Origin of the sequence: Rhizobium mongolense USDA 1844 (assembly GCF_000419765.1) — a bacterium.
In the GTDB taxonomy this organism is placed as follows: Bacteria; Pseudomonadota; Alphaproteobacteria; order Rhizobiales; family Rhizobiaceae; genus Rhizobium; species Rhizobium mongolense.
Window position 1 is genome coordinate 80,411 of sequence record NZ_ATTQ01000012.1, and the last position, 21,474, is coordinate 101,884.

Genomic DNA, 21,474 nt, shown 5'->3' on the forward strand with positions numbered 1-21,474 from the left:
ACATGCTCCTGCTTGTCGGCTCGTTTCTCCTGCTGATGGTCATCGGCGTGCCCGTCGCGATCTCGATGGCGACCGCCTCGGTGCTCTATATCGTTCTTTACGGCGTCGCGCCCGACATCATCGTCGCCCAGCGAATGATCGCCGGCGTCGAGAGCTTTCCGCTGCTTGCCGTTCCCTTCTTCATTCTCGCCGGCAACCTAATGAATTCGGCAGGGGTGACCGGACGTATCTACTCGTTTGCGGTCGCCCTCGTCGGCTGGATGAAGGGTGGCCTCGCGCAGGTCAACATCATCGGCTCTGTCATCTTCTCCGGCATGTCCGGAACCGCGCTTGCGGATGCCGCCGGGATCGGCACCATCGAGATCAAGGCAATGAAGGACCACGGCTACCCGGTTGAAGCAGCCGTCGGTGTCACCGCGGCTTCGGCAACGCTCGGCCCGATCTTCCCGCCGTCTCTGCCCTTTGTCATCTACGGCATGATGGCGAACGTCTCGATCGGCGCCCTGTTCATGGCCGGCATTCTGCCCGGCATCGTCATGACTGTTCTGATGATGGTGACCGTTGCCGCATTCGCCTATGCGCGGAGCTGGGGTTCGGACGCACCCTTCGATGTCAGGCAGCTTCTATCGGCGTCGCTGGAAATCGTCGTGGTGCTGCTCGTTCCCGTCGCGATCTACCTCATGATGCTTGCCGGCTTGTCGATGAACGTGTCGGCCGGCATCGCGCTTGCCGCGCTTCTGGCACTGGACTGGTATTTCTCCTTTTCTGCCGTCATGGCCCTGATGACGCCGGTCATTCTCATCGGCGGCATGACAATGGGCTGGTTTACGCCGACGGAAGCGGCAGTCGCGGCTGTGCTCTGGTCGCTTTTTCTGGGGCTGGTGCGCTACCGCACCATGACGCTCTCGACGCTCGCCAAGGCGAGCTTCGATACGATCGAGACCACAGCCTCGGTTCTCTTCATCGTCACTGCGGCCTCGGTCTTTGCCTGGCTGCTGACGGTCAGCCAGGCCGCACAGCTATTGTCGACGGCGATCCTTTCGATCACCGACAACAAGTGGGTTTTCCTGATCCTCGTCAATTTGCTGATGCTTTTCGTCGGCTGCTTCCTGGATACAATCGCGGCGATCACCATCCTTGTTCCGATCCTGCTGCCGATCGTGACGCAGTTCCAGATCGATCCCGTGCAGTTCGGCCTGATCATGACGCTCAATTTGATGATCGGGCTGCTGCATCCGCCACTCGGAATGGTATTGTTCGTCCTTTCGCGGGTGGCAAAGCTCTCCGTCGAGCGCACGACCATGGCGATCCTGCCCTGGCTCGTTCCGCTGTTCGTCGCACTGATCCTGATCACCTTTATCCCATCGGTCTCGCTTTGGCTGCCGCAGCAACTCGGGTTGCTGAAGTAATGGGGAGAAAGCTTATGCAGACGCGATTTGCCCGGCTTTACGGAGCGCGGGACCTGAGGGTCGAGGCAGGCTCCGTGCGGGAACCGGGCGAAGGCGAAGTGCTCTTGCGTGTGGCGGCTGCAGGAATCTGCGGCTCAGACCTGCATTACTACCAGGACGGCGGCTTTGGGCCGGTGCGCGTGCGCGAGCCGATCATTCCCGGACACGAGGCGTCGGGATTCCTCGAGACGGCGGGCGCCGGAGTGGCCCTGCCTGAGGGCACCCTGGTCGCCGTCAATCCGAGCCAGCCGTGCGGATCGTGCGAATATTGCAAGCGCGGGCAGCCGATCCACTGCCTCGACATGCGCTTTATGGGAAGCGCCATGCGGCTTCCCCATGAGCAAGGCATGTTTCGCCAGTGGCTGGTCGTGCCGGCGGTGCAATGCGTTGCTGTTTCCGGACATGTCAGTGCGGCCGAAGCGGCATGCGCCGAACCGCTCGCCGTCTGCCTGCATGCGGCGTCACGCGCGGGCGATATCGCGGGAAAAAAGGTGCTGATCACCGGCGCCGGCCCGATAGGATGCCTTGCCGTTGCCGCGGCTCGTTATCATCAGGCTGCGGAAATCGTCGTCACCGACCTCGCTGACGCAGCACTCAAGCGCGCAAGCGCAATGGGAGCGGACAAAACGATCAATGCAAAAGATCAGGGTGCGCTCGCAGCCTACGAAGCCGGCAAAGGCTATTTCGACCTTGCATTCGAATGCTCAGCCGCAGCACCGGCAATCCGCTTTGCGATCGCGTCGGTCAAGCCGCGCGGCACGATCGTGCAGGTGGGCGTGACCGGTGACATCGCCATTCCGCTCAACGCCCTGGTCGGCAAGGAACTGCATATCCACGGTTCGCAACGCTTTCACGGCGAATTTAAAGATGCGGTGGCATTGATCGCCAGCCGGCAGATCGACATCCGTCCGATCATCAGCCACAGCTTTCCGCTCGAACGCGCTTTGGAGGCTTTCGAACAGGCCGGCGACCGCTCGGCTGCGTGCAAGGTGCAGCTGGTGTTCTAGTGGCAGAAGCCTGACGGATGGTTCCAAACGCCAGAGGACCGATCCGGTGGCCGACATCTCCCATGCGACGTGACTGTTCCTCTGGAGAAGAGTAAAATCCAGCCCGACCGCAGCGCCCTTGGGCAGGGCATCGGGCGCTGCATACCTTAGCGAACCAGGGAGGGCGATATGGGAACGGCTGCACCGAGCGTAGCCATCCGGGCGCTGGCCGAGACCGATCTGCCGGAAGCCGAAAGAATTTTCCGGCTGGCCTTTGGCACCTTCTTGGGAGCACCCGAACCAGAGACGTTCTGGTCCGACCGCGACTACGTACGCGGCCGCTGGCAGGCGCCCTACGTCGCCGCCTTCGCCGCGGAGGTGGGCGGTGAACTGGTGGGCTCCAACTTCGCAACCCGCTGGGGCAGCGTCGGCTTCTTCGGACCGTTGACGATCCGCCCCGACCTTTGGGACCGGGGCATCGGCGCGCGGCTCGTCGAGGCCGTCACGGCGAGCTTCGATGAATGGGGCACGCGGCATGCAGGCCTGTTCACCTTCGCCCAGAGCGCCAAGCACGTGGGCCTGTACCAGAAGTACGGCTACTGGGCTCGTTTCCTCACGGCCATCATGTCGGCGCCGGTCCGTCACAACCAGACCGAGCCGGTGCGCTGGTCGCGGTATTCCGATCTGACAGAGGAGCAGAGAGTGGAATGCCTGAAGTCCTGCCGTGACCTGACCGGCGCCCTTTACGACGGGCTCGACCTGGGGGCGGAAATCCAGGCCGTGGAGGCGCAGGAGCTTGGGGAGACGGTCCTGCTCGGCGATATGGCGGGTGCGGGCTTGGACGGTTTTGCCGTGTGCCACCATGGGCCGCGCAGCGAAGCAGGCGACGGTGCTTGCTTCATCAAGTTCGGGACCGTGCGTCCAGGATCGGCGGCTGGGGAGACCTTCGACAGCTTGTTGCATGCCTGCGAGGCGCTTGCCGTAGCGGAGGGGATGCCCAAGCTGCTGGCCGGGGTGAACATGGCCCGCCACGAGGCGTACCGGCACTTGGTCGGGCGTGGCTTTCGAACCGAAATCCAAGGGGTGACGATGCACAGGCCCAATGAGCCGGGTTACAGTCGCGCTGGCGTCTTCGTGCTCGACGACTGGCGCTAGGGTGGAATCTAACGCTTGGTGCCCACGCCTTACGGCAGCGATGATTTCATCCGGATCAGCCGTCCAGGTGAAAGGCTTGGGACGCGCATTGGTTTCAGTGACGTACCGGTTGATGGCCCCCTGAGATCGACCACCGAACGGAAGACGCCGCGCTTGAGCCGCTGGCAGGTCAGCTTGGCGAAGAAGCCTTCAGTGGTTGCCTCGACCGGTGGGTCAGAAAGCGTCAGGTTGACTACCCGCTCGGCCATATCAGGGCCAAGCGGCTTGATCCGGGAGGGCGAGTCTTGTCGCGCAGCAGGCCGTCGACACCTTCCTGCATGAGCGCTTCTGCCAGCGCCGGACGCAGGTCTTAGAGGTGCCGGTCCGGCGCACGACCTCGGTGGTGCAGACGCCATCGGCGCTCAGCAGCACGACAACTGCCCGCCAGACGTGTTGAGCCGTGTTCCGGTTGCTGGCGACAGCCTCAAGGCGCTGCCGGTCGGAGGGGGTAAGAGTGATGGAAATGCCAGTGCGCATGCCACAGCCTCGCATGCACGCTGGCCAAAAGGAATCCCAGATCGGACTCTTCCGTCAGGCGCAGCACTAGGGAGCAAAAAAGAGCTCGCCCAGCTGCTTGCGCGCGATCTTGCTGAGCCGCGCCGCCTCCGTCTCGTCGATGGCGCGGTAGGGCCACCGCAGCCGAGTTCCGACAGGTCCCCAATTGCCGATTGCGCTCAGCAGTTTATCGAGCGCGGCATTCGAATAACCGGCCTTCTGGCGGAAGGGGACGATATGTTCGTCCATGAATCGGCAGATCCGGCGTTCCGTGTCCAATGCCGCCTCGAGGTCGGTCTCAATCAGATCGGTCCATCGCTGCGCGCCGCGCGGGCTGAGGCAGGCGACGTTGGAAAAAGCGCCTGCAGCCACGCCTTTACTCATGCCGGTCGCCAGATGATGGCCGGGTACGAAGAGCGAGAATTCCTGGAGGTATGTCCGCGCTTCGCCATACCAGTCCGCGCCGCCATCGGAAAGCTTGATGCCGACGATATGAGGGCAGGGGATGCAGATATTTGCAAGCTCCCCGGGCGTCAGAACGCGTTTGGCATGCGGCGGATTGTAGAGGATCAGCGCAATCCCGGCGGCGACCTTGGATGCCCTCGCCAGGAAATCGGCAGCTTCGAGATCATTGACCGGCCACCAGTCCGGCAGGATCACCTGTATGGCAAGCGGCCTGAAGGAGGCTGCACGCCGGACGCGGTCCAGCTGGATCATCGCATCCGGTTGGCATGCGCCGATGACGAAGGGCATTCCGGCTTTCGTGCAACGCTCGGCCAGCATGGACTGGATGCGGTCGAATTCCGCTTCGGTCTGGTTGTGGAATTCGCCCGCCGTGCCGTTCGAATAAATGCCGTCGACGCCGGCTGCGATCAGAATATCGATTTCCTCGCCGAGCTTATCGAAATTAATGCTGTCGTCTGTCTCGATCGGCAAAAGTAGGCTTGCCCAGTTCCCGCCGATCGGATGCCGCCTTTTCGCTGTCACCGAATGCTCCTTCTGCCGATCAATCCAGGTCGTCTCGAATGCAGGCCTTGAAATGCCCAGGGGCCACTTCGCGCAGTTCCGGCACGGTCCGGGCGCAGGCATCCAGCGCCTTTGGACAGCGCGTCCGGAAGACGCAGCCGCTTGGCGGATTGGCGGGGCTTGGAATGTCGCCCTTCAATATCTGCCGGTTACGCCGGGCATCCGGGTCAGGCGAGGGGATCGCCGAGAGAAGGGCGCGGGTATAAGGATGCTGCGGCCTGGCATAGAGATCGGCGCTCGTTGCGATCTCCATGATCCGCCCGAGATAAAGCACGATCACGCGGTCGCAGATATATTCGACCACCGCCAGGTCATGCGAAATGAACAGCATCGTGAGGCCAAGGCGCTGCTGCAGATCGCGCAGCAGGTTGATGACCTGCGCCTGGATGGAGACGTCGAGCGCCGAAACGGGCTCGTCGGCAACGATGAATTCCGGCGACAGCGTCAAGGCGCGGGCAATACCGATGCGTTGGCGCTGCCCGCCGGAAAATTCATGCGCATAGCGATTGAGCGCGTCGGCCGGAAGATCGACCTGTTCGAGGGCGGACCGGGCCCGGTCGAGCCTTTCCTCGCGCTTTCCGATGCCCTGGATCTTCAGCCCCTCCGTCAGGATTTCGCCGATCGTCATGCGCGGCGAGAGGCTGGCATAGGGGTCCTGGAAAATATACTGCATGCGCGGCCGCGTGCGCCGCATGGCGGAGGCGGACAGCTCGGTGAGTTCGGTTCCGTCAAAACGCACGCTTCCGGAGGAGGGCTCGACCAGCCGCAGCACCGAGCGACCGATCGTCGTCTTGCCGCTGCCGGACTCGCCGACGAGGCCGACGACCTCGCCCTTGCCGATATCGAAGGAGATATCCTGCAGGATCGTAAGTTCCGTGCCGCGCGACGTATAATGTTTCGCGAGACCGCGAACGGAAAGCAAAGGCTCGTTCATCTAAATCTCCCGCCAGCGGATGCAGCGGCTTCGATGCTGCGGATTGACGTCTTCGAGCGGCGGGACAGCCGCGCGGCACGCGTCTATGGCGAACTTGCATCGAGGCGAGAAGGCGCAGCCGTGCGGCATTTTCATCAGGCTCGGCACCATGCCGGGAATGGCGGCGAGCTTTTCGCCGGCGAGCTTCATGCGGGTTGCGTCGCCGAGCCGCGGCATCGAGGCGAGAAGGCCGATCGTATAGGGATGCCTCGGATGGCGGAAAACCTCGCCGACCGGCCCCTGCTCGACGATCCGTCCGGCATACATGACCGCGACGCGGTGGGCGATTTCCGCGACGACGCCGAGATTATGGGTGACGAAGAGCATCGCCATGCCGCGCTCGCGCTGCAGCTTCAAGAGCAGGTCGAGGATCTGCGCCTGGATCGTCACGTCGAGCGCCGTCGTCGGCTCGTCGGCAATCAGCAGCGCCGGATCGCAAGCGAGCGCCATGGCGATCGTCGCGCGCTGGCGCATGCCGCCGGAAAGTTCATGCGGATATTGGCCAGCACGGCGCTTCGCATCGGGAATGCCAACGCTTTCGAGCAGGGCAATGGCCGCATTCATCGCGGCCTTCCGGTCCGCCCCGCGATGAATGCGGATCGGCTCCGATATCTGGTCGCCGATGGTGAAGACGGGATTGAGGCTCGACATCGGCTCCTGAAACACCATGCCGATATCGTCGCCGCGGACCTTTCGCATGTCCTTCTCGTCAAGCAGCACGAGGTCTTCGACGGTACCGCTCTTCCGCTTCAGGCGAATGCTGCCGGCGGCGATCGCGCCGATATTGCGCGTCAGCAGCCGCATGACCGAAAGGCTCGTTACCGACTTGCCCGAGCCGGATTCGCCGACGAGTGCCAGCGTCTCGCCGGCGGCGACGGTCAGGTCGATGCCGTTGACCGCCGTCACCTCGCCGCCGCGGATGCGAAAGATCGTCCGCAGTCCGCGAATGTCGAGAATGGGATCGGCGGTCTGTTGCATGGCGATCATCAGCCAAGCAGCCCGGTCGCACGCAGGATCTCGTCGATCTTGGCGGTCTCGGCTTCGTCGAGGGGAGCACGCGGACGCGGCATGAAGGCGGTGTCGATGATGCCAAGCCGCTTCATGGCGGTCTTGAAGGCGCCGATGCCCGAGGCGCCGCCGCTGACACGGCCCTGCGCGACCCAGACGATTTCAAAGAGCCGGCAAAGACGTTCCTGCTCCTTCTTCGCCGCCGTCCAGTCGCCGCGCTGCGCCGCATCCCAAAGGCGGACATAACCGTGCGGGTCGACATTGGCGATGCCGGGAACGACGCCGTGGGCCCCCATCAGCAACGCGGTATCAACAACGACTTCCGAGCCTGTCATCAGGAAGATGTCCTTGTGCGCGGCGAGATCCAGAAGCGCATAGCGGAAATTGCCGTCGTCGCCGCTCGAATCCTTCAAGCCGATGATCGTACCTTCCTTGGCGAGCGTCACCGTCGTTTGGCGTTGCAGCTTGATGTTGACGCAGACGGGAATGTCATAGGCGATGAGCGGCACATCAACGGCGTCGCGGATATAGCGGAAGTGGTCGAGGATCTCGGACTGGCTGGTAACGGTGTAGAAGGGCGCTGTTACGACAACGGCGTCAGCACCCGCTGCCTTTGCGATCTTCGCATGCGAAATGACCCGATCGGTCGTCGGATCGATGGTGCCGACGATGAGCGGCACGCGGCCGTTCACCACCTTCGCCGAATGTTCGATGATCTCGCGCCGCGTCTTGTCGTCGTGAAAGACCACCTCGCTCGTCGAACCGAGCACGAAGACCCCGTGGCAGCCGGCGCCGATCAGGTGCTCCAGAACGCGCGTATAGGAGGGATAGTCGACGGTGAAATCCGGGTTCAGCGGCGTTACGACAGGAGGAACCACACCCTTGAATTTGCTCATTTTCGCTTTCTTTCGATTGTCAGTTTAATTCGGCGCGAGGGTCGAAGGCGTCCCTCAGGCCATCGCCAATGAAATTGATCGCAAGCACGGCAAGGACCAGCGCCCCACCGGGGAAGAGCCATTGCCATGGATATTGTTCGAGAACTGCGGTGGAGCGGGCGGCATTCAACATATTGCCCCAGCTTGCAGCCGGCGGCGCAATGCCGAGCCCGAGGAAGGAGAGGCCGGCCTCGAGAAGAATGGCATTGGCGATCTGCAGCGTCGCATAGACCATCAGGATATCGATCGAATTCGGCAGGCCATGACGAAAGAGCAGGTGCGGCAGGCCGGCACCCATGCCGCGTGCCGCCAGGACGAAATCGCGTTCGCGCAGTTCCAGCAGTCGCGAGCGGATCATGCGGGCAAGCAGCGGCCAGGAGAGCAGCGAGATCACCAGCACCGTCGGCCAGATGCCGGTACCGGCAATCGAGGCGAGCACGAGCAGGAAGATGACGGGCGGCAGCGTCATTACCAGGTCGACGAAGCGCATCGAAAGCGCATCAGCCCAACGGCCGGCCAGGGCGGAGACGGCGCCGAAGAGGAAACCGATCATCGCAGAGATCGCAGTCGAGGCGACGGCGACCAGAAGCGAGATGCGGCCGCCCTCCAGAACCCGGGCAAAGACATCGCGGCCAACGCCGTCCGTGCCGAACCAATGCGTCGCGGTCGGGCCGCTGTTCATCGCCAGAAGATCGATGTCGTTCGGCAGGAAAGGCCACCAGAGCGGATAGGAGAGGATGATCGCCAGCATCGGGATTGCGACGCATAGCCCGAAGACGGCTGCCCGGTTGAGAAGGAAGCGGTCAAAGGCGCGGGCGAGAGGGCCGGGGCTGCGGGTTTCGGTGCGGGCCAGCATCACTCAGCCCACCTTGATGCGCGGATCGACGACCGCATAGGCGATATCGGTCAGCAGATTGACGATGATGACGCAGGTGCCGATGATGAGCGTCGCACCCATGATGACGGGATAGTCGCGCGTCTCCACGGCATCGACGAGCAGCAGGCCCATGCCCGGCCAGTTGAAGACGCTTTCGATGAAGATCGCCCCGCCGATCGCAAGGCCGATGGTCGAACCGATCAGCGTGACGACGGGCAGCAGCGCGTTTCTGAGAGCATGCTTGGTGATGACCCAGAATTCGACGACGCCTTTGGCGCGGGCGGTGCGCACATAATCCTGGTTGAGGACTTCGAGCATCGAGGCGCGCATGTAGCGCATGATCAAGGCAGCCTGGGCGATGGCGAGCAGTGCTGCAGGCAGGATCAGATGCCGCAGGAGATCGAGGACTGAGAACGCCTCGCCCGGCGTCAGCATGCCGCCCGATGGCGTCCAGTTCAGCCGGACGGAAAAAATGTAAAGCCCGATGAGCGCGCTCAGAAAGGCCGGGCTGGAAATGCCGGCAAGCGCGAAGACCGAAAAGGAAATGTCGGCGACGGAATTGCGCCGCACGGCGCTGATGACGCCGATCGCAATCCCGGCGACGATCGAAATTGCCAGCGCGGTGCCCATTAGGAGCACCGTCGGGCCGATGCGCGAAAGCACGAGGCTAAGGACCGGCTGGTCCAGCCGCTTGATCGAATAGCCGAGATTGCCCGCCAGCGCCTGCTGAAGCCATGCGAGATACTGAACCGGCAAAGGCTGGTCGAGCCCGAGCCGGCTGCGCAATTCAGCAAGATCAGACGACGACATTGGGATGTTGGGATCGATATAGGCATCGATCGGATCGCCGGGGGCAAGGCGCAACAGCAGGAAGATCAGCGCGCTCAAGGCAAGGAGCATGCCCATTCCGATGATCACGCGCCGGAGGCTGTATCTGAGCATTGGAAATCCATTCCGTGAGGGTGGCCGAAGCCACCCTCGATCGTTCGAGAAGAGCGCCTTATTCGGCGATCGACCACTGCTGCGGATTGGCCTGGTATGGCCCGCCGCCTGGGGCCGGCGTCCAGACGAAATCCTTGACCTTCGTCGACACCACGCCGTAGCGGTTCGCGACCCAGAGTGTTCCCCAGGGCAACTCGGTGTTCATCACCTTGCAGACCTGCTGATAGCGGGCATCGCGCTTGCTGCTGTCGGTTTCGGCAAGGGCAGCATCGAGCGCTGAGGTCAGATCCGGCATGCGGGCGCGCACGACGTTCGGGCCTGCCGGCGGAATCTGCTTTTCGTTGAGGCCGGGATTGATGCTGCCGGCATCCGGGCCGTTTTGCAGGCCGGCATAGACCATCTGGAACTGCGAGATGTCGGCATCTGCCTTCAGCACGATGCTGTTGTAGGTCGGCGCATCGACGGCGCGCGGCACGACATTGATGCCGACCTGGGCGAGCATCGCCTGCACGGCCGCGAGCACGTTGGTCGCAAGCGGCGTCGTGTAGTAGGTCAAAAGCGTGATCGGCTTGGCGCCGTTGATCTGATCCCAGCCGGCTTCCGTGAGCAGTTCCTTGGCCTTTTGCGGATCGTAGGCGTAGGCTTCGATATCCTTCGGCACCAGCCGATCGGCAATATAGGCGCAATTGGCCGGCGTCGCAGCGCCGCCGTAAAGGCTCTTTATGATGGCGTCGCGATTGATGGCATACATCACCGCCTGACGGACGCGAACATCCTTCCAGATCGGCGAATCGTGGTTGAAGCCCAGATAGTTGACGACGAAGGAATTGCCTTCGATGACCTTGAAGGACTTGTCGTCCTTGAAGGTCGGCACATCATTGGAATCGACGTAGGTGAACTGGATTTCACCGGACCGGAGGGCGGCGATTGCTGCCGCCGGATCGGCGAAATATCGATTGATCACCTTTTCCAGCGCCGGCTTGCCGCCGCGATAATCGATGTTGGCAGCGAGCTCGACATATTGATCGGTGACGTATTTGGTGAACTTGAACGGGCCAGTACCGATCGGCGACGTCGACCACCAGGTGCTCTTTGCAAGCTGGTCGGCGGGGATGGAGGCGAGCGCGTGCTCGGGCAGCATCATCACCTTGGTCATCGTATCCAGGATACTGGCGCTCGGTGCGCTCAGCTTGACGACGAGCGTATGGTCATCGGGTGCCTCGACCGCCGAAACCGGCTTGAGGCGCGCGGCAAGCACCGAGCCCGTCTTGGCATTCGTCGCCAGTTCAATGGTGAATTTCGCATCCTTTGCCGTGAAGGACTTGCCGTCATGCCACTTCGCATCCGCGAGCTTGAAGGTGTAGGTCTTCTGGTCGTCGCTCACCTCATAAGACGAGGCAAGCACGCCGACGACCTTCTGCAGCTTCTCGTCATAAGCGACGAGCGGCTCATAATAGATGCTGAGCCAGGTGAAGCCGGCGGTCGCGGCCAGCGGATTGAAATTACCCTGAAATCCGCCTGGGCCGACGTCAAAGCCGCCGGAAAGCGTTGCCGCTTCAGCCGGCGCTGTGAAGGCTGGCATGGCGGTCGTTGCCATCATCGCGGCGAGCGCGATGGCCGATAGTCTGGACAGTCGTTTCATTGTGTTCCTCCCACATTTGAACTTGTCTTGTTGTTTGCGATCACCCGGGAGATGCCGGCATAATGGCGATCCAGCCGTATGCGCGCTTCCTCCAGGTTCTTTGCTTCCACAGCATCGACGATCGCCTCGTGGTCCCTCCAGGTGGCCATGGGATCGACATTGTCGAGATTGACGAAGTCGGACGCCTTGTAAAAAGCCAGCCAGAAAACATCGATCAGCCGCACGAGCGTCTCGTTGTTCTGGCAGCGGAAAAGCAGGCGGTGGAATAGCTGGTCGTCTTCCGCGAAGGATTCGCCGCGCTCGGCATGGAGGCGCATGCTGTTTGCCGTGGCACGCAGCTCGGCGATATCCTCATCGCTGATCATCTCCAGCGTCTTGCCGATGAGGCCGACTTCGAGCGTGCGGCGGATCTCAAGGACCTCCTCGATCTGGCGAAGCGCGCCGCCGAGGCCATAAGCCAGATTGTCGAGCAGCGGCTCGAAGGAGAAAGCCTTGACGAAGATGCCGACACCGCGCCGCGATTCCAGAACGCCAAGGGACTCCAGCGCCTTGATGCCCTCGCGGAGCGAATTGCGGCTGACGCCGAGTTGGCTTGCAAGCTCTCCCTCGGCTGGCAGCAGCGTTCCGGGCGCAAGGCCGTTGTCGGCGATATAGGCGCGAAGGCTCTCCTGCACCGAGACGTGCAGCAGAGGCGCCCGCGTCAGAGGCTTCATCGTCTTAAGCGTCATGCCGTTCTCGTTCATGCATGAGTTCAGGAATATGATAGACATATCCACTTGTAGGATATCTGTCAATTGGACATAGAGCGGTCGCGCCTTGAGTAAATCGGCATCGGTTGCATCCATTGTTGTTGAAATCGTTCGGAGAGCCCGGCGTGACCGTTCGTCCCGATCGGCCGATGATTCCGCCGAAAATCTTAAGGCAAGATCATGATTTTTGGGGAGAGCCAGAAAGTTGAACTTAACCTATATAAATAATAGCTATTTATTGTGCGTTCATGCTTTCGGCGCTATTTGCATGGATAAAGGAAAGCGGCGCGCGAATCTGCGGGGCGATCGAAAATGCTGACGAAAAAGGGAAAATACGGATTGAAGGCACTGGTTGATCTGGCGCGTCTGGCGCCGGGAGAAACCGCCTTCATCAACGATGTCGCCGCACGCAACAATATCCCGAAAAAGTTCCTCGATACGATCCTTCTGGAACTGCGCAACGTCGGCATCCTTCGCTCCAAGAAGGGGCCGGGCGGCGGCTATTCGCTGTCGAGGCCGGCGTCGGAGATCCGCATCGGCCATGTCATCCGCACGCTTGACGGGCCGCTCGCTCCCATTCGCTGCGCAAGCCGCACGGCTTATGAAGCCTGCGACGACTGTTCAGATCCGGAAACCTGTCATGTGCGCCGCTCGATGACCGAAGTGCGGGATGCGATCGCCGATATCCTCGACAACATGACGCTCGAGCAATTCGTCGCGAAGGGCGGCAAGCTTAGCGATGCAGACGACGAGACGTCGCCGGTTTTCGCGGCGGGCTGATCTAGCGATCCTTACGCACATGATGGGCGGCGCGCTGATGAAGAACATCGGCGGATGTTTTCAGCGCGCGGATGCGGGCGTTCCGCCAATGCCGGTCGAGATTGAGGCCGATACTCGCGGTGTTTTCCCCCGCCAGTTCGAAAATCAGGTTCGAGGCATCTATTGCCAGCTGACTTGCGACGGCGCGCGCGGCACTAGCGGAGAAAAAGGCATCTTCGGCCGCCGGGCCGCTCATATTGATCTGCGCGATGTCGAGCTTACGGCCCGCCCTTTCCAGAAGCGCGGCTACCGTCTCTATGCCGACCGCGAGCTTGCCAATGTTGTTTGCCTGTGCTGCCCCGGCATCGGCGCAAAGAACCGCACGCGCGATCCCGAGATCCACGGCCGCATGCAGCAATTCGCCGATCGCCGATGGCGCGTGCGCGACAAGCGCGACTGCATCCGCGTTGACATGCAAGTCGCTGGCCACGATGGCGGCTGTGCCGTTGGTGCGCTGGCCAAGGCCGTCCCAATCGTCGACAAGTTGAAGGCCTTCGCTGTCTGAGGAAAGGTAAAGCGTGGTCTGATCATGGCCGACCGCGATCCAATCGGCAAAGAGCACCGCCGGCAAAGACGTGCTGCGGCCAATCAGTCGATACCCAAGACCCCGGGAACTGACTGCGGCAGCATCCGCAAAAGCGGCCGCGGCAAAACGATCGCCGGCAAGGACTCGCGCAAAGAGGGCGCGCTGCAGCTCTTCGCCCGCCTGCTGCCGAAATCCGTCGAGGACTGTAAAATGGACTTCGAGAAACTCGCCGATCGAGGGATCGCCTTCAGCGATGATCGCAACGATTTCGGCGAGCAGCGAATTGGCAATGTCCAGTCCTTCATATTCGGGCGGAACGGTGATCGCGCCGAGGCCGGATTGCGAGAGGGCGTCGATTTCCTGATAGGGTAGGATGCGATTGATGTCGCGCTCGCTCGACTGCCGCTGAAAGGCGGCGGCAAGGGTGCGCGCTGTGTTTATCGCCTCTTCCTCGCTTTCGATGCGCTGTGCGACCGGTCGCGCCCGGTCGTGAAATTGCGATACGGTTCCCATCAATCGTACTCTTGTTTGATGACGATAGGAGTGACGGATCACAACCGGGATGATAAGGCCGGTTTTTCTACAAAGTCGGTGTGGTTTGAATTTTCTTACCAGCTTGATAGAGATGGCCATGCCTGAACATCCCACAAACCCTTCAATTCTCAACCGCGCAGCTTTCAGTCAGGCACAGGATTGATTATGGCTCATCCATTGAAGATGACCAAGAGGTTCCCATGATGCTATCGCCCGCCCGGCAACGCCTTCAGCTCGATCCCGGCGACAGGCCGATCTATGCCGTCGGCGACATCCATGGGCGGCATGATCTGCTGCAGATGGCCGAATATACGATCGTGCGGGATGCAGCACGCCTGCCCGGGCGCAAGCTCATCATCATGCTTGGCGATTACATCGACCGCGGCCCGTCATCTGCGCAGGTGATCTCGCATCTGATGGGGCCGGTGCCGGAAGGTTTCGACCGCATCTGCCTGACTGGCAACCACGAAATCATGATGCTCGACTATATCGACGGGAAGATTTCGTTTTCCGAATGGATGCGCATGGGCGCCGATTCACTGCTGCGCTCCTATGGTCTCGACGCCGAGCATCTGCCGCTGATCTTTCCGACGGCTTCGAAGCTTGACGGCTTCATCCGCCAATCGCTGCCGCGCCAGCATATCGATTTCATGCGGGCGCTGCCGATCCTCGTCGATACGCCGGACGTTTTGTTCGTCCATGCCGGCATCGACCCAAATTTTACGATCGAGAAGCAGAGCGACGAGGACCTCGTCTTCATCCGCGAGCGGTTCCTCGACAGCGGCATCGCGCTGCCGAAGCTTGTCGTTCATGGCCATACGCCCTGCAGCGAGCCGGACGTCCAGCCGCGACGGCTCAATCTGGACACACGGGCCTTCAAGAGCGGGAGGCTGACCGTCGCCCGCCTGTGGCGGGGCCGGGTTCACCTCTTCTCCACCTGATCAGGCTTCGGCAGACTGCCGCTTTGGGGGAAGTTCCTCCGTGTAGTAGCTGACATATTTGTGGTGGTAGCGTTCCGTTCCGCCGAAATTGCTGAATTTGGCGAGTTCGGTCATATCCGTCTTGTTGAGGATGACGCCGAGGATCTTCTGCTTGATCTGCGGTTCGGCATTCACGATATCGCGGACCATGTTGGTCGGCGTCTGGCCCCATTCCGTCACGAACAGGAAGCCATCGACCTGCGGCGCGAAGGCCTTCGCGTCGATAACCGGGCCGAGCGGTGCAAGGTCGACGACGATGTAGTCGAACATCTTGCGGGCGTTTTCCATCAAATTGAACATGCCCTGCGAGGCAAGGAGCTCGCTGGTGTGCATCAGGTTGTCATTCGAAACGACCGGCAGGATTGCAAGCTTGGTGCGGCTGTCGACCCTGACTGCGCTTGCCCACGGTACGTCGCCAAGCACCGCTTCGACCAGACCATGCTGGGGCGGGGTCTTCAGCATGCGCGTCAGGCCCGGGTTGCGAAGGTCGGCGTCGATCAGCAACGTGCGCTTGCCGCTGGAGGCAAGCAGTGCTGCAAAGTTCGCGGCGGTCGTCGACTTGCCTTCGCCGGGAAGGGCGGAGACGACGCCGATGACGCGGTCGCTCTTGCCCTGGAACATGACGTCGCTTGCAAGCTTGGCGTTGCGTAGCGTCTCGGCAAAGACCGAGCGGGGCGCTTCGAGAACGATCCGCATGATGCGCTCGAAACTCGCGCCGTCTTCTGGCACTTCTGCGGGCTGAGGTAGCGGGGTCTTGCGCGGTTGGAAAACCTTGCGCTCCTTCGGCAATTTGCCGACCAGCGGCAGATAGCCGAGGAACTTCAGGCCCAGGATAGAGCGAACGTCACCCTCGACGCGGAAGAAGCGCTCGCGGAATTCCTGGAATGCCGTCAACGCGCCGCCAGCCATCAGGCCAAGGACGATCGCCAGACCGAGCGTCATCGTCTTCTTGGGGCTCGACGGCGACGTCGGGATACCGGCTTCGGAAATCACACGCGCCTTGGCGATCGGGAAGGACTGTTGCTGTGCTGCCTCCTCGTAACGGCCGAGATAGGCTTCATAAAGCGTCTTCAGCGCGGTTGCCCGCTGTTCGAGATCGTTGAGCTTGACGATCGACTTGTCGGATTCCGAGTTCTTTCCGGTCAGATGCCGGATGTTTTCCTGCAGCGACTCCTGACGCGATTTCGCGACCTCGAACTCATTGCGGTAGCTGGAGGTAAGCTGCTGGAGTTCCTGGAAGATCTGACGCGTCAGGTCTTCCTTTTCCGTGCGCAGCTGCACGGCCTGCGGATGGTCGGCACCGAAATTGGTGGTGATCTCCTGCTCGCGGCGGGTGACCCCGATGTAACGTGTGCGCAGGTCCTGGATCACGGAATTGTCGGTCTGGCCGGAGGAAATTGCGGCGTTGTTGACCGCACCTTCCGGACCCTGATCGACAATCGACTTGAACTGGTTGTAACGGGCCGAGGCGCTGGCGGCATCAGCCTGCGCGACGATGAGCTGCTTGTTGAGGTCGGCAAGCTGCTGCTCGGACATCAGTTCGCCGTTTGCCGACGTCAGGCCGTTTTCGGTCTTGAACTTTGCAACTTCGAGCGCAGCCTGTTGCGAACGGTCGCGCAGGTCGGCAAGACGTTCCTGCAACCAGACGGAGGCGCGTTCCGTTGCGTCGAAATTCGCGTTGAGCTGGTCGTTCAGATAGGCGTCGGCATAGGCCTTCGTGACCCTTGCCGCCAGCATCTGGTCCGTCGAGCGGAAGGCGACGGCGATCACAGAACTGCGGGAAACGCGTTCCACCGACAGCGCCTGCTGCAGCATGGCCGCAGCCTTCTGACGGCGGCCATTGCGGGCATTCTCCTCCGAGGCCGGCGGGCCGCCCGGTGTCAGGGCGCTGGCAATGAGTTTCACGCCGGATTTCACCAGTTCGACAGGTCCCTGACCGGGATCGAGGATGGTGTCGTTCTCGGAGAGGTTTTGAGCATCGACGACGGCGAGTGCCAACTCGTTCGACTTCAGAATCTCGACGGCGCTCGCGATCTGCATATCCACCTGCTGGGAACTGGCGGCAGGCGCCTCATCCTCTGCATATTTGGTCATGCTGTCATCGAGCAGGATCTGCGTCAGCGATGTGTAGACGGGTGTCGAAAGGATCAGATAGATGGCAGCAAGCGCCACGAACGCGACGACGCAAAGCGCGATCGAACCGGCGCGGCGAAACAGGATCGCAATCAGCCGATCGATATCGATGAAGCTGTCGGAATCGTCGGACGCTTTCGGTACCGTGCTGTGCAGGGTCAGGTTTCGTTGATTCATGAGGTCATCCTTTGGGCGAGCGCGGCGCGCCGCCGAACGTTGGAATGTCTGTCTTGAGGCCGGCGAGATTGCGCAATGCCGCGGCCAATCTGTTGATGCGGACAGCGATCGGCATCTTGAGGTGGCGCAGCGCAATCGGATCGCTCCATGCCGCCTTGATCGTGCCGGAGATCGATCTGTTCTTCATGCTGTCGACAAGGAGAAGGAACGATCTCGCCTGCCGCAGGCTGCGTGTCCGGAATTTCTGCGCAGAGGAGGCCTGCACATCGAGCGTGTGCTTGCCAAGGAAGACCCTGTCTCCCTCCATCATCGCCTCGATATGCCGGAGTTCGAGCACCCGGGAGATGGAACCCTCGCGGATATGGTAGTCATAGCCGGCAACAGGCTCGACCACGCACCGCGCGCCAAGCGCCAGTGCGGAGGCGAGGAATACATAGTCCTCGCCGATCCGCAGATTTTCGTCGAAGCGCAGTGCGTGCCGCTCGATGAAGGCTCGTTCGAAAACAGGCTTGAGATAACCAAAGTTATGCGTGGTCTGGAAAAGCGCATTGGAGCGAATGAAATCGGCCAGCGTCAGTTCCGGCATGGCTGCCAGCGCGCTTTCGGAGAACATGGTTTCCGGCGGCGTGCCGTCGGCGCGGATCACCCGCAGATTGTCGACCGCGATCTGCGCACCACCTTTTTCGGCGCGGGCAATCAGCCTGGCCAGCCGCCCCGGCTCGATCGCATCGTCGGAATCGAGTACGGCAAGCCACCGGCCCGTTGCCGCGGCAATGGCTGCGTTGCGCGCTGCGGCCGGACCACCGTTGGTTTCGAGCGCGAGCAGACGGACATTCCTGTCCGAATAGCTGCTGGCCACCTCGCGCGTGTCATCGCCCGAGCAATCGTCTGCAACAATGACCTCGACGGTCACGCCGGTCTGCGCCAGCGCGCTTTCGATCGCCTTCGAAAGCGTTTCGGCTGCGTTATAAGCAGCCATGATGAAACTGATGTCCGGCAGTTCTTTCGTCATGCAGTTCCCTCTGCTGCGCCATATTGGCGAATCTCGCGCACGCCGAGCAGGCCGCTGACGACGCCGAGATGCATCGTGCCGCGAAGTGCGTAGCGATAGCGTGGAACGGGCACCAGGATGCAGACGAGCGCCACGCCCAGGCAATAACCGGCCTTCGCGGTGGCAAGTCCGATCTGTTTCAGGCGGTTAAGACCCCGATACCTCTCCTGCAATAGACGTCCATGGGTCTGGCCGAAACGGAAACGGCGTTTTGCGAGCCATGAAAGCTCCGCCCGTTTTTCCGGCACCGCCTCATAGACATGCGCTTCGGGAGCATAGGCGATGCGTCCTCCGTCCCGGTGCATATGGCTGAAGAATTCGGTGTCTTCGCCGCCCGTCTTTCCAAGCGCCAGGTTGAAGCGGCGGCCCTTCACATGTTCGGAGCCGAGACGGAGCAGCACGTTGCAGGTATAGCCCGTGCGGATTTCCTCGCCCACCCAGACCGGCAGCGTCGAATGAAAATCACCTTCGCGCATCCAGGCAGGAGCGGTCGATGCATAGACGCTGCGGACCGGGCCGAGGATCGCATCGGCGCCGGTCTTTTTCGCCGCATTCAGCAGTTCCACCAGCCAGTTTTCCGAGGCATCCTCGTCGTCGTCGATGAAGGCCAGGAAATCGCCCTTGGCATTTTCGAGGCAGGCGTTGCGGGCAATCGAGATGTTCGATGCCGGGCAGTGCACATAGACGATCTCGTGCGGGATCGTCGAGCGCAGCGCGTCGACGCGTTCCTGCGCGCTCGCCGTCACATCGTTGTCGGCAACGATGATGCGCAGGATGACGTCTTCAGGAACCGCAAGCACGCCAAGCGAAAGCAGCGCCTCATCCAACGAGGCGCGGCGATAGGTGCAAACGCCGATATCGATCTGCATGCGTTGGTCCTTCATCAAGACGCCTTGCGGTTGCGGAAGCTCAGGAGCTCCATCCAGAAACCGGCCGACCAGGCAAAATGCATCACCATGGCCGAGATCGCGGCAAGCGGCCCATATGGATTGCGCTGGCCGACCGCCATCCAGAAACCGTAGCCGACGCAGGCGACGGCCCAGAGGCTGAACGGAATGACCGCAATCCAGCTCAGAACGGCCAGAAACGCGCCGATAAAGACCGGCACCACCGCGAGCGGCAGCATCTGGCGAAGGTTCGGCATGCTGCCGTGCTTCAGGATGTTCTTCGCACGGCCCCGGCCATAGCCGAGATATTGCCGGAAAAGCGTTCCAACGGTTGATCGTGGATAATAGATCATCCGTGTCTTGTCGGTCATCCAGATGCCAAAGCCCGCCTTTTTCAGACGGTAATCCAATTCCGCGTCCTCATTATGGCTGAATGTTTCATCGTAGCCGCCGACGGTATCGAAGGCTGCGATGCGCATCAGCGCATGGTGGCCGTGATCGGTCCAATGGCCCTTGGCTCCCTCGCGATGCTTCGAGCCGCCATTGCCGAGTTTGGAGTTCTGCGCGAAAGCTGTGGCCTTCTGGAAAATGCCAAACCCGATCGTCTCCATGGCGACGACGACCGAATCCGCCTGAGTAAGCTCGGCCTCTTCGACGAGCCGCTGGCAGTAATCCGCCGGATAATCGCCGTGGGCGTCGATCCGGATCAGGTATTCGTAATCGCGGCCGAAGGTCTTGACCGCGAGATTGATGGCTGCGCTCTGGATGCGGCGGGGATTGTCGAGAAGAATGACGCGCGGGTCGGTTTCGCTGATGCGGCCGACGATCTCACGCGTGCCGTCGGTGCTTCCGCCGTCTGCGACGACGATGCGGGCGTTCAACTGATCAAGCGCCGGGCCAAGTTTTTCGATCAAGGGTTTGATGTGCCTTGCCTCGTTCAGGCAAGGAATGATGATAAGGCTGGCGACGCTGGAACAAGCATCAGGCTTCATTGCAGTCGACCCTTCTGGAACTGCGGTTGCGGGGTTAGAGGCAGCGGCCGCGTGCGCTTCGGCGTCGGACGGTACAAGGCGGGACAGATTGTCGACCAAGGCGCGGCAATCGCTGCGGTCGGCGAGCCAGCTCTTCCGATCCTCGGCGGCGACTGCCGCAGCGAGTGTGGCGTAACGTTCACCGGCGAGGCCCTCGAAGAGGGCTTCGAGGCTTTCGACAGACGCGTCGTGCAGCGTCAGGCCGATATCCTTGCGGGAGAGGAAACGAGCCGTCTCGGTGCCTGCGAGCGCAATGGGGACGCTGCCATGGAGGCAACCTTCATAGATCCGGTTGGGAAGCAGCCAGCTCGAATTGAGGCCTTCCTCGAAGAAGTCGATCGCCCAGGAGAAGTGAACGTCGCTGTAGATCGTCGGCAGGTCTTCCGGGTTCTTGTATGGCCCCTCGAAGCTCAGGTAGGGTTCATTGGCGACGAAGGCGTCGAAATCCTCGAATTCGGAATAAGCCGGCCGGCCGCGCAGCACGATGCGGACGCGACCGTTCATCCGTCTGGAGAAATCGGCAAGCAGTTGCAACGACTTGCGGCAGCGGAGCGCCCCGAACCAGCCAATCTTCCAGGGCTCGCCCTCATTCGGCGGCAAGCGGAGCGGGGTTGCTTCCGGCATGCCGTTCAGCGCGAGCACCTTGTTCTCGACAAGCATGATCGGCGCCTTGAGAGCCGAGCGCGGAACGAAGTAGTTCGCGATGAAGGCGGGCGAACTCGTCAGGATCAGTTTCGCATCTCGCCCGAAATAGGCTTCAGCACGGCGCACTGCCCTGCCGGTTATGCCGTCATTCACCAGAAGGCGATGGATATCGAGGCATTCGTAGACGATCGGCACGCCGCCGAAGAGGTGGCTGGCTCGTTCGGCGACTGCCAGCGCTTCCAGATTGCGCCCGATGATCACGTCCGGCCGTTCGACACCATTCAGCAGGCCCCGCAGGCCGACGACCGCCTTTGCGACAGCGCCCATGCGCTGGCCGAATTTGGCATCGACGGTCCGGCCAAGTTCGATCGGCGTGAGACCGTTGACGGCGGCAAGCGCGTTCTCGCCGCGCCGGA

General features: G+C 61.6%; 19 protein-coding genes and 1 pseudogene. 5 read left to right on the plus strand and 15 right to left on the minus strand.

Going from position 1 to position 21,474, the window contains the following annotated elements:
* Positions 1-2: 2 nt before the first annotated feature.
* The 3 genes from A3C3_RS0122730 to A3C3_RS0122740 all read left to right on the plus strand — a co-directional run bounded on the left by A3C3_RS0122730 (position 3) and on the right by A3C3_RS0122740 (position 3,589).
* The gene (locus A3C3_RS0122730) at positions 3-1,409 is read left to right on the plus strand and encodes a TRAP transporter large permease (protein ID WP_022716887.1); all 1,407 of its coding nucleotides are present in this window, start codon (positions 3-5) and stop codon (positions 1,407-1,409) included.
* Positions 1,410-1,423: 14 nt separating this feature from the next.
* A complete protein-coding gene (locus A3C3_RS0122735) occupies positions 1,424-2,455 on the plus strand; it encodes an L-idonate 5-dehydrogenase (protein WP_022716888.1) in 1,032 nt (343 codons plus the stop codon).
* Positions 2,456-2,623: 168 nt separating this feature from the next.
* Positions 2,624-3,589 (plus strand): GNAT family N-acetyltransferase, encoded by a 966-nt coding sequence (locus tag A3C3_RS0122740; protein ID WP_022716889.1) that lies wholly within the window; start codon positions 2,624-2,626, stop codon positions 3,587-3,589.
* 3 nt (positions 3,590-3,592) lie between these two features.
* Here the strand turns inward: A3C3_RS0122740 and A3C3_RS47210 are convergent.
* From A3C3_RS47210 to A3C3_RS0122785, 10 genes and pseudogenes are all read right to left on the minus strand, one after another.
* Positions 3,593-3,780: pseudogene (locus A3C3_RS47210) on the minus strand (IS630 family transposase); the annotation flags it as partial.
* Positions 3,781-3,838: 58 nt separating this feature from the next.
* Positions 3,839-4,120 (minus strand): helix-turn-helix domain-containing protein, encoded by a 282-nt coding sequence (locus A3C3_RS48215; protein WP_051154508.1) that lies wholly within the window; start codon positions 4,118-4,120, stop codon positions 3,839-3,841.
* Positions 4,121-4,171: 51 nt separating this feature from the next.
* Entirely contained in the window at positions 4,172-5,110 is a 939-nt protein-coding gene (locus tag A3C3_RS0122750) for a dihydrodipicolinate synthase family protein (RefSeq protein ID WP_022716891.1), read from the minus strand.
* Between the two features lie 19 nt (positions 5,111-5,129).
* Positions 5,130-6,083, minus strand: a complete 954-nt coding sequence (locus A3C3_RS0122755; RefSeq protein ID WP_022716892.1) for an ABC transporter ATP-binding protein — start codon at positions 6,081-6,083, stop codon at positions 5,130-5,132.
* Positions 6,084-7,100: an ABC transporter ATP-binding protein gene (locus A3C3_RS0122760; RefSeq protein WP_028739913.1), complete on the minus strand. Its 1,017-nt coding sequence runs from the start codon at positions 7,098-7,100 to the stop codon at positions 6,084-6,086.
* A gap of 8 nt (positions 7,101-7,108) precedes the next feature.
* Positions 7,109-8,026 carry a dihydrodipicolinate synthase family protein gene (locus A3C3_RS0122765; RefSeq protein ID WP_022716894.1) on the minus strand — a complete coding sequence of 306 codons (918 nt, stop codon included), beginning with the start codon at positions 8,024-8,026 and terminating at the stop codon, positions 7,109-7,111.
* A gap of 19 nt (positions 8,027-8,045) precedes the next feature.
* Entirely contained in the window at positions 8,046-8,921 is an 876-nt protein-coding gene (locus A3C3_RS0122770) for an ABC transporter permease (protein WP_033419765.1), read from the minus strand.
* Between the two features lie 3 nt (positions 8,922-8,924).
* Positions 8,925-9,884, minus strand: coding sequence for an ABC transporter permease (locus tag A3C3_RS0122775; protein WP_022716896.1), 960 nt, complete (start codon positions 9,882-9,884; stop codon positions 8,925-8,927).
* Positions 9,885-9,942: 58 nt separating this feature from the next.
* Positions 9,943-11,526: an ABC transporter substrate-binding protein gene (locus tag A3C3_RS0122780; RefSeq protein WP_022716897.1), complete on the minus strand. Its 1,584-nt coding sequence runs from the start codon at positions 11,524-11,526 to the stop codon at positions 9,943-9,945.
* Positions 11,523-12,254, minus strand: coding sequence for a FadR/GntR family transcriptional regulator (locus tag A3C3_RS0122785; protein WP_028739915.1), 732 nt, complete (start codon positions 12,252-12,254; stop codon positions 11,523-11,525). Before A3C3_RS0122785 ends, A3C3_RS0122780 begins: the two co-directional genes overlap by 4 nt.
* 333 nt (positions 12,255-12,587) lie before the next feature.
* On the opposite strand from A3C3_RS0122785, the gene A3C3_RS0122790 reads away from it, so the two are divergent.
* Positions 12,588-13,055: an RrF2 family transcriptional regulator gene (locus tag A3C3_RS0122790; RefSeq protein WP_022716899.1), complete on the plus strand. Its 468-nt coding sequence runs from the start codon at positions 12,588-12,590 to the stop codon at positions 13,053-13,055.
* 1 nt (position 13,056) lies between these two features.
* Here A3C3_RS0122790 and A3C3_RS0122795 read toward each other — a convergent pair whose 3' ends face one another.
* The gene (locus tag A3C3_RS0122795) at positions 13,057-14,133 is read right to left on the minus strand and encodes an acyl-CoA dehydrogenase family protein (RefSeq protein ID WP_022716900.1); all 1,077 of its coding nucleotides are present in this window, start codon (positions 14,131-14,133) and stop codon (positions 13,057-13,059) included.
* A gap of 224 nt (positions 14,134-14,357) precedes the next feature.
* On the opposite strand from A3C3_RS0122795, the gene A3C3_RS0122800 reads away from it, so the two are divergent.
* Positions 14,358-15,095: a metallophosphoesterase family protein gene (locus A3C3_RS0122800; protein WP_028739916.1), complete on the plus strand. Its 738-nt coding sequence runs from the start codon at positions 14,358-14,360 to the stop codon at positions 15,093-15,095.
* Here A3C3_RS0122800 and A3C3_RS0122805 read toward each other — a convergent pair whose 3' ends face one another.
* The 4 genes from A3C3_RS0122805 to A3C3_RS46185 are packed head-to-tail and all read right to left on the minus strand — an operon-like array spanning position 15,096 to position 20,374.
* A complete protein-coding gene (locus A3C3_RS0122805) occupies positions 15,096-17,444 on the minus strand; it encodes a polysaccharide biosynthesis tyrosine autokinase (RefSeq protein WP_022716902.1) in 2,349 nt (782 codons plus the stop codon).
* Between the two features lie 4 nt (positions 17,445-17,448).
* Positions 17,449-18,456: a glycosyltransferase family 2 protein gene (locus tag A3C3_RS0122810; protein ID WP_022716903.1), complete on the minus strand. Its 1,008-nt coding sequence runs from the start codon at positions 18,454-18,456 to the stop codon at positions 17,449-17,451.
* On the minus strand, positions 18,453-19,364 hold the full coding sequence (locus tag A3C3_RS0122815; protein WP_411741257.1) for a glycosyltransferase family 2 protein: 912 nt from the start codon (positions 19,362-19,364) through the stop codon (positions 18,453-18,455). The genes A3C3_RS0122810 and A3C3_RS0122815 overlap by 4 nt, the downstream gene beginning before the upstream one ends.
* A 14-nt stretch (positions 19,365-19,378) precedes the next feature.
* A complete protein-coding gene (locus A3C3_RS46185) occupies positions 19,379-20,374 on the minus strand; it encodes a glycosyltransferase family 2 protein (protein ID WP_028739917.1) in 996 nt (331 codons plus the stop codon).
* Positions 20,375-21,474: the final 1,100 nt, after the last annotated feature.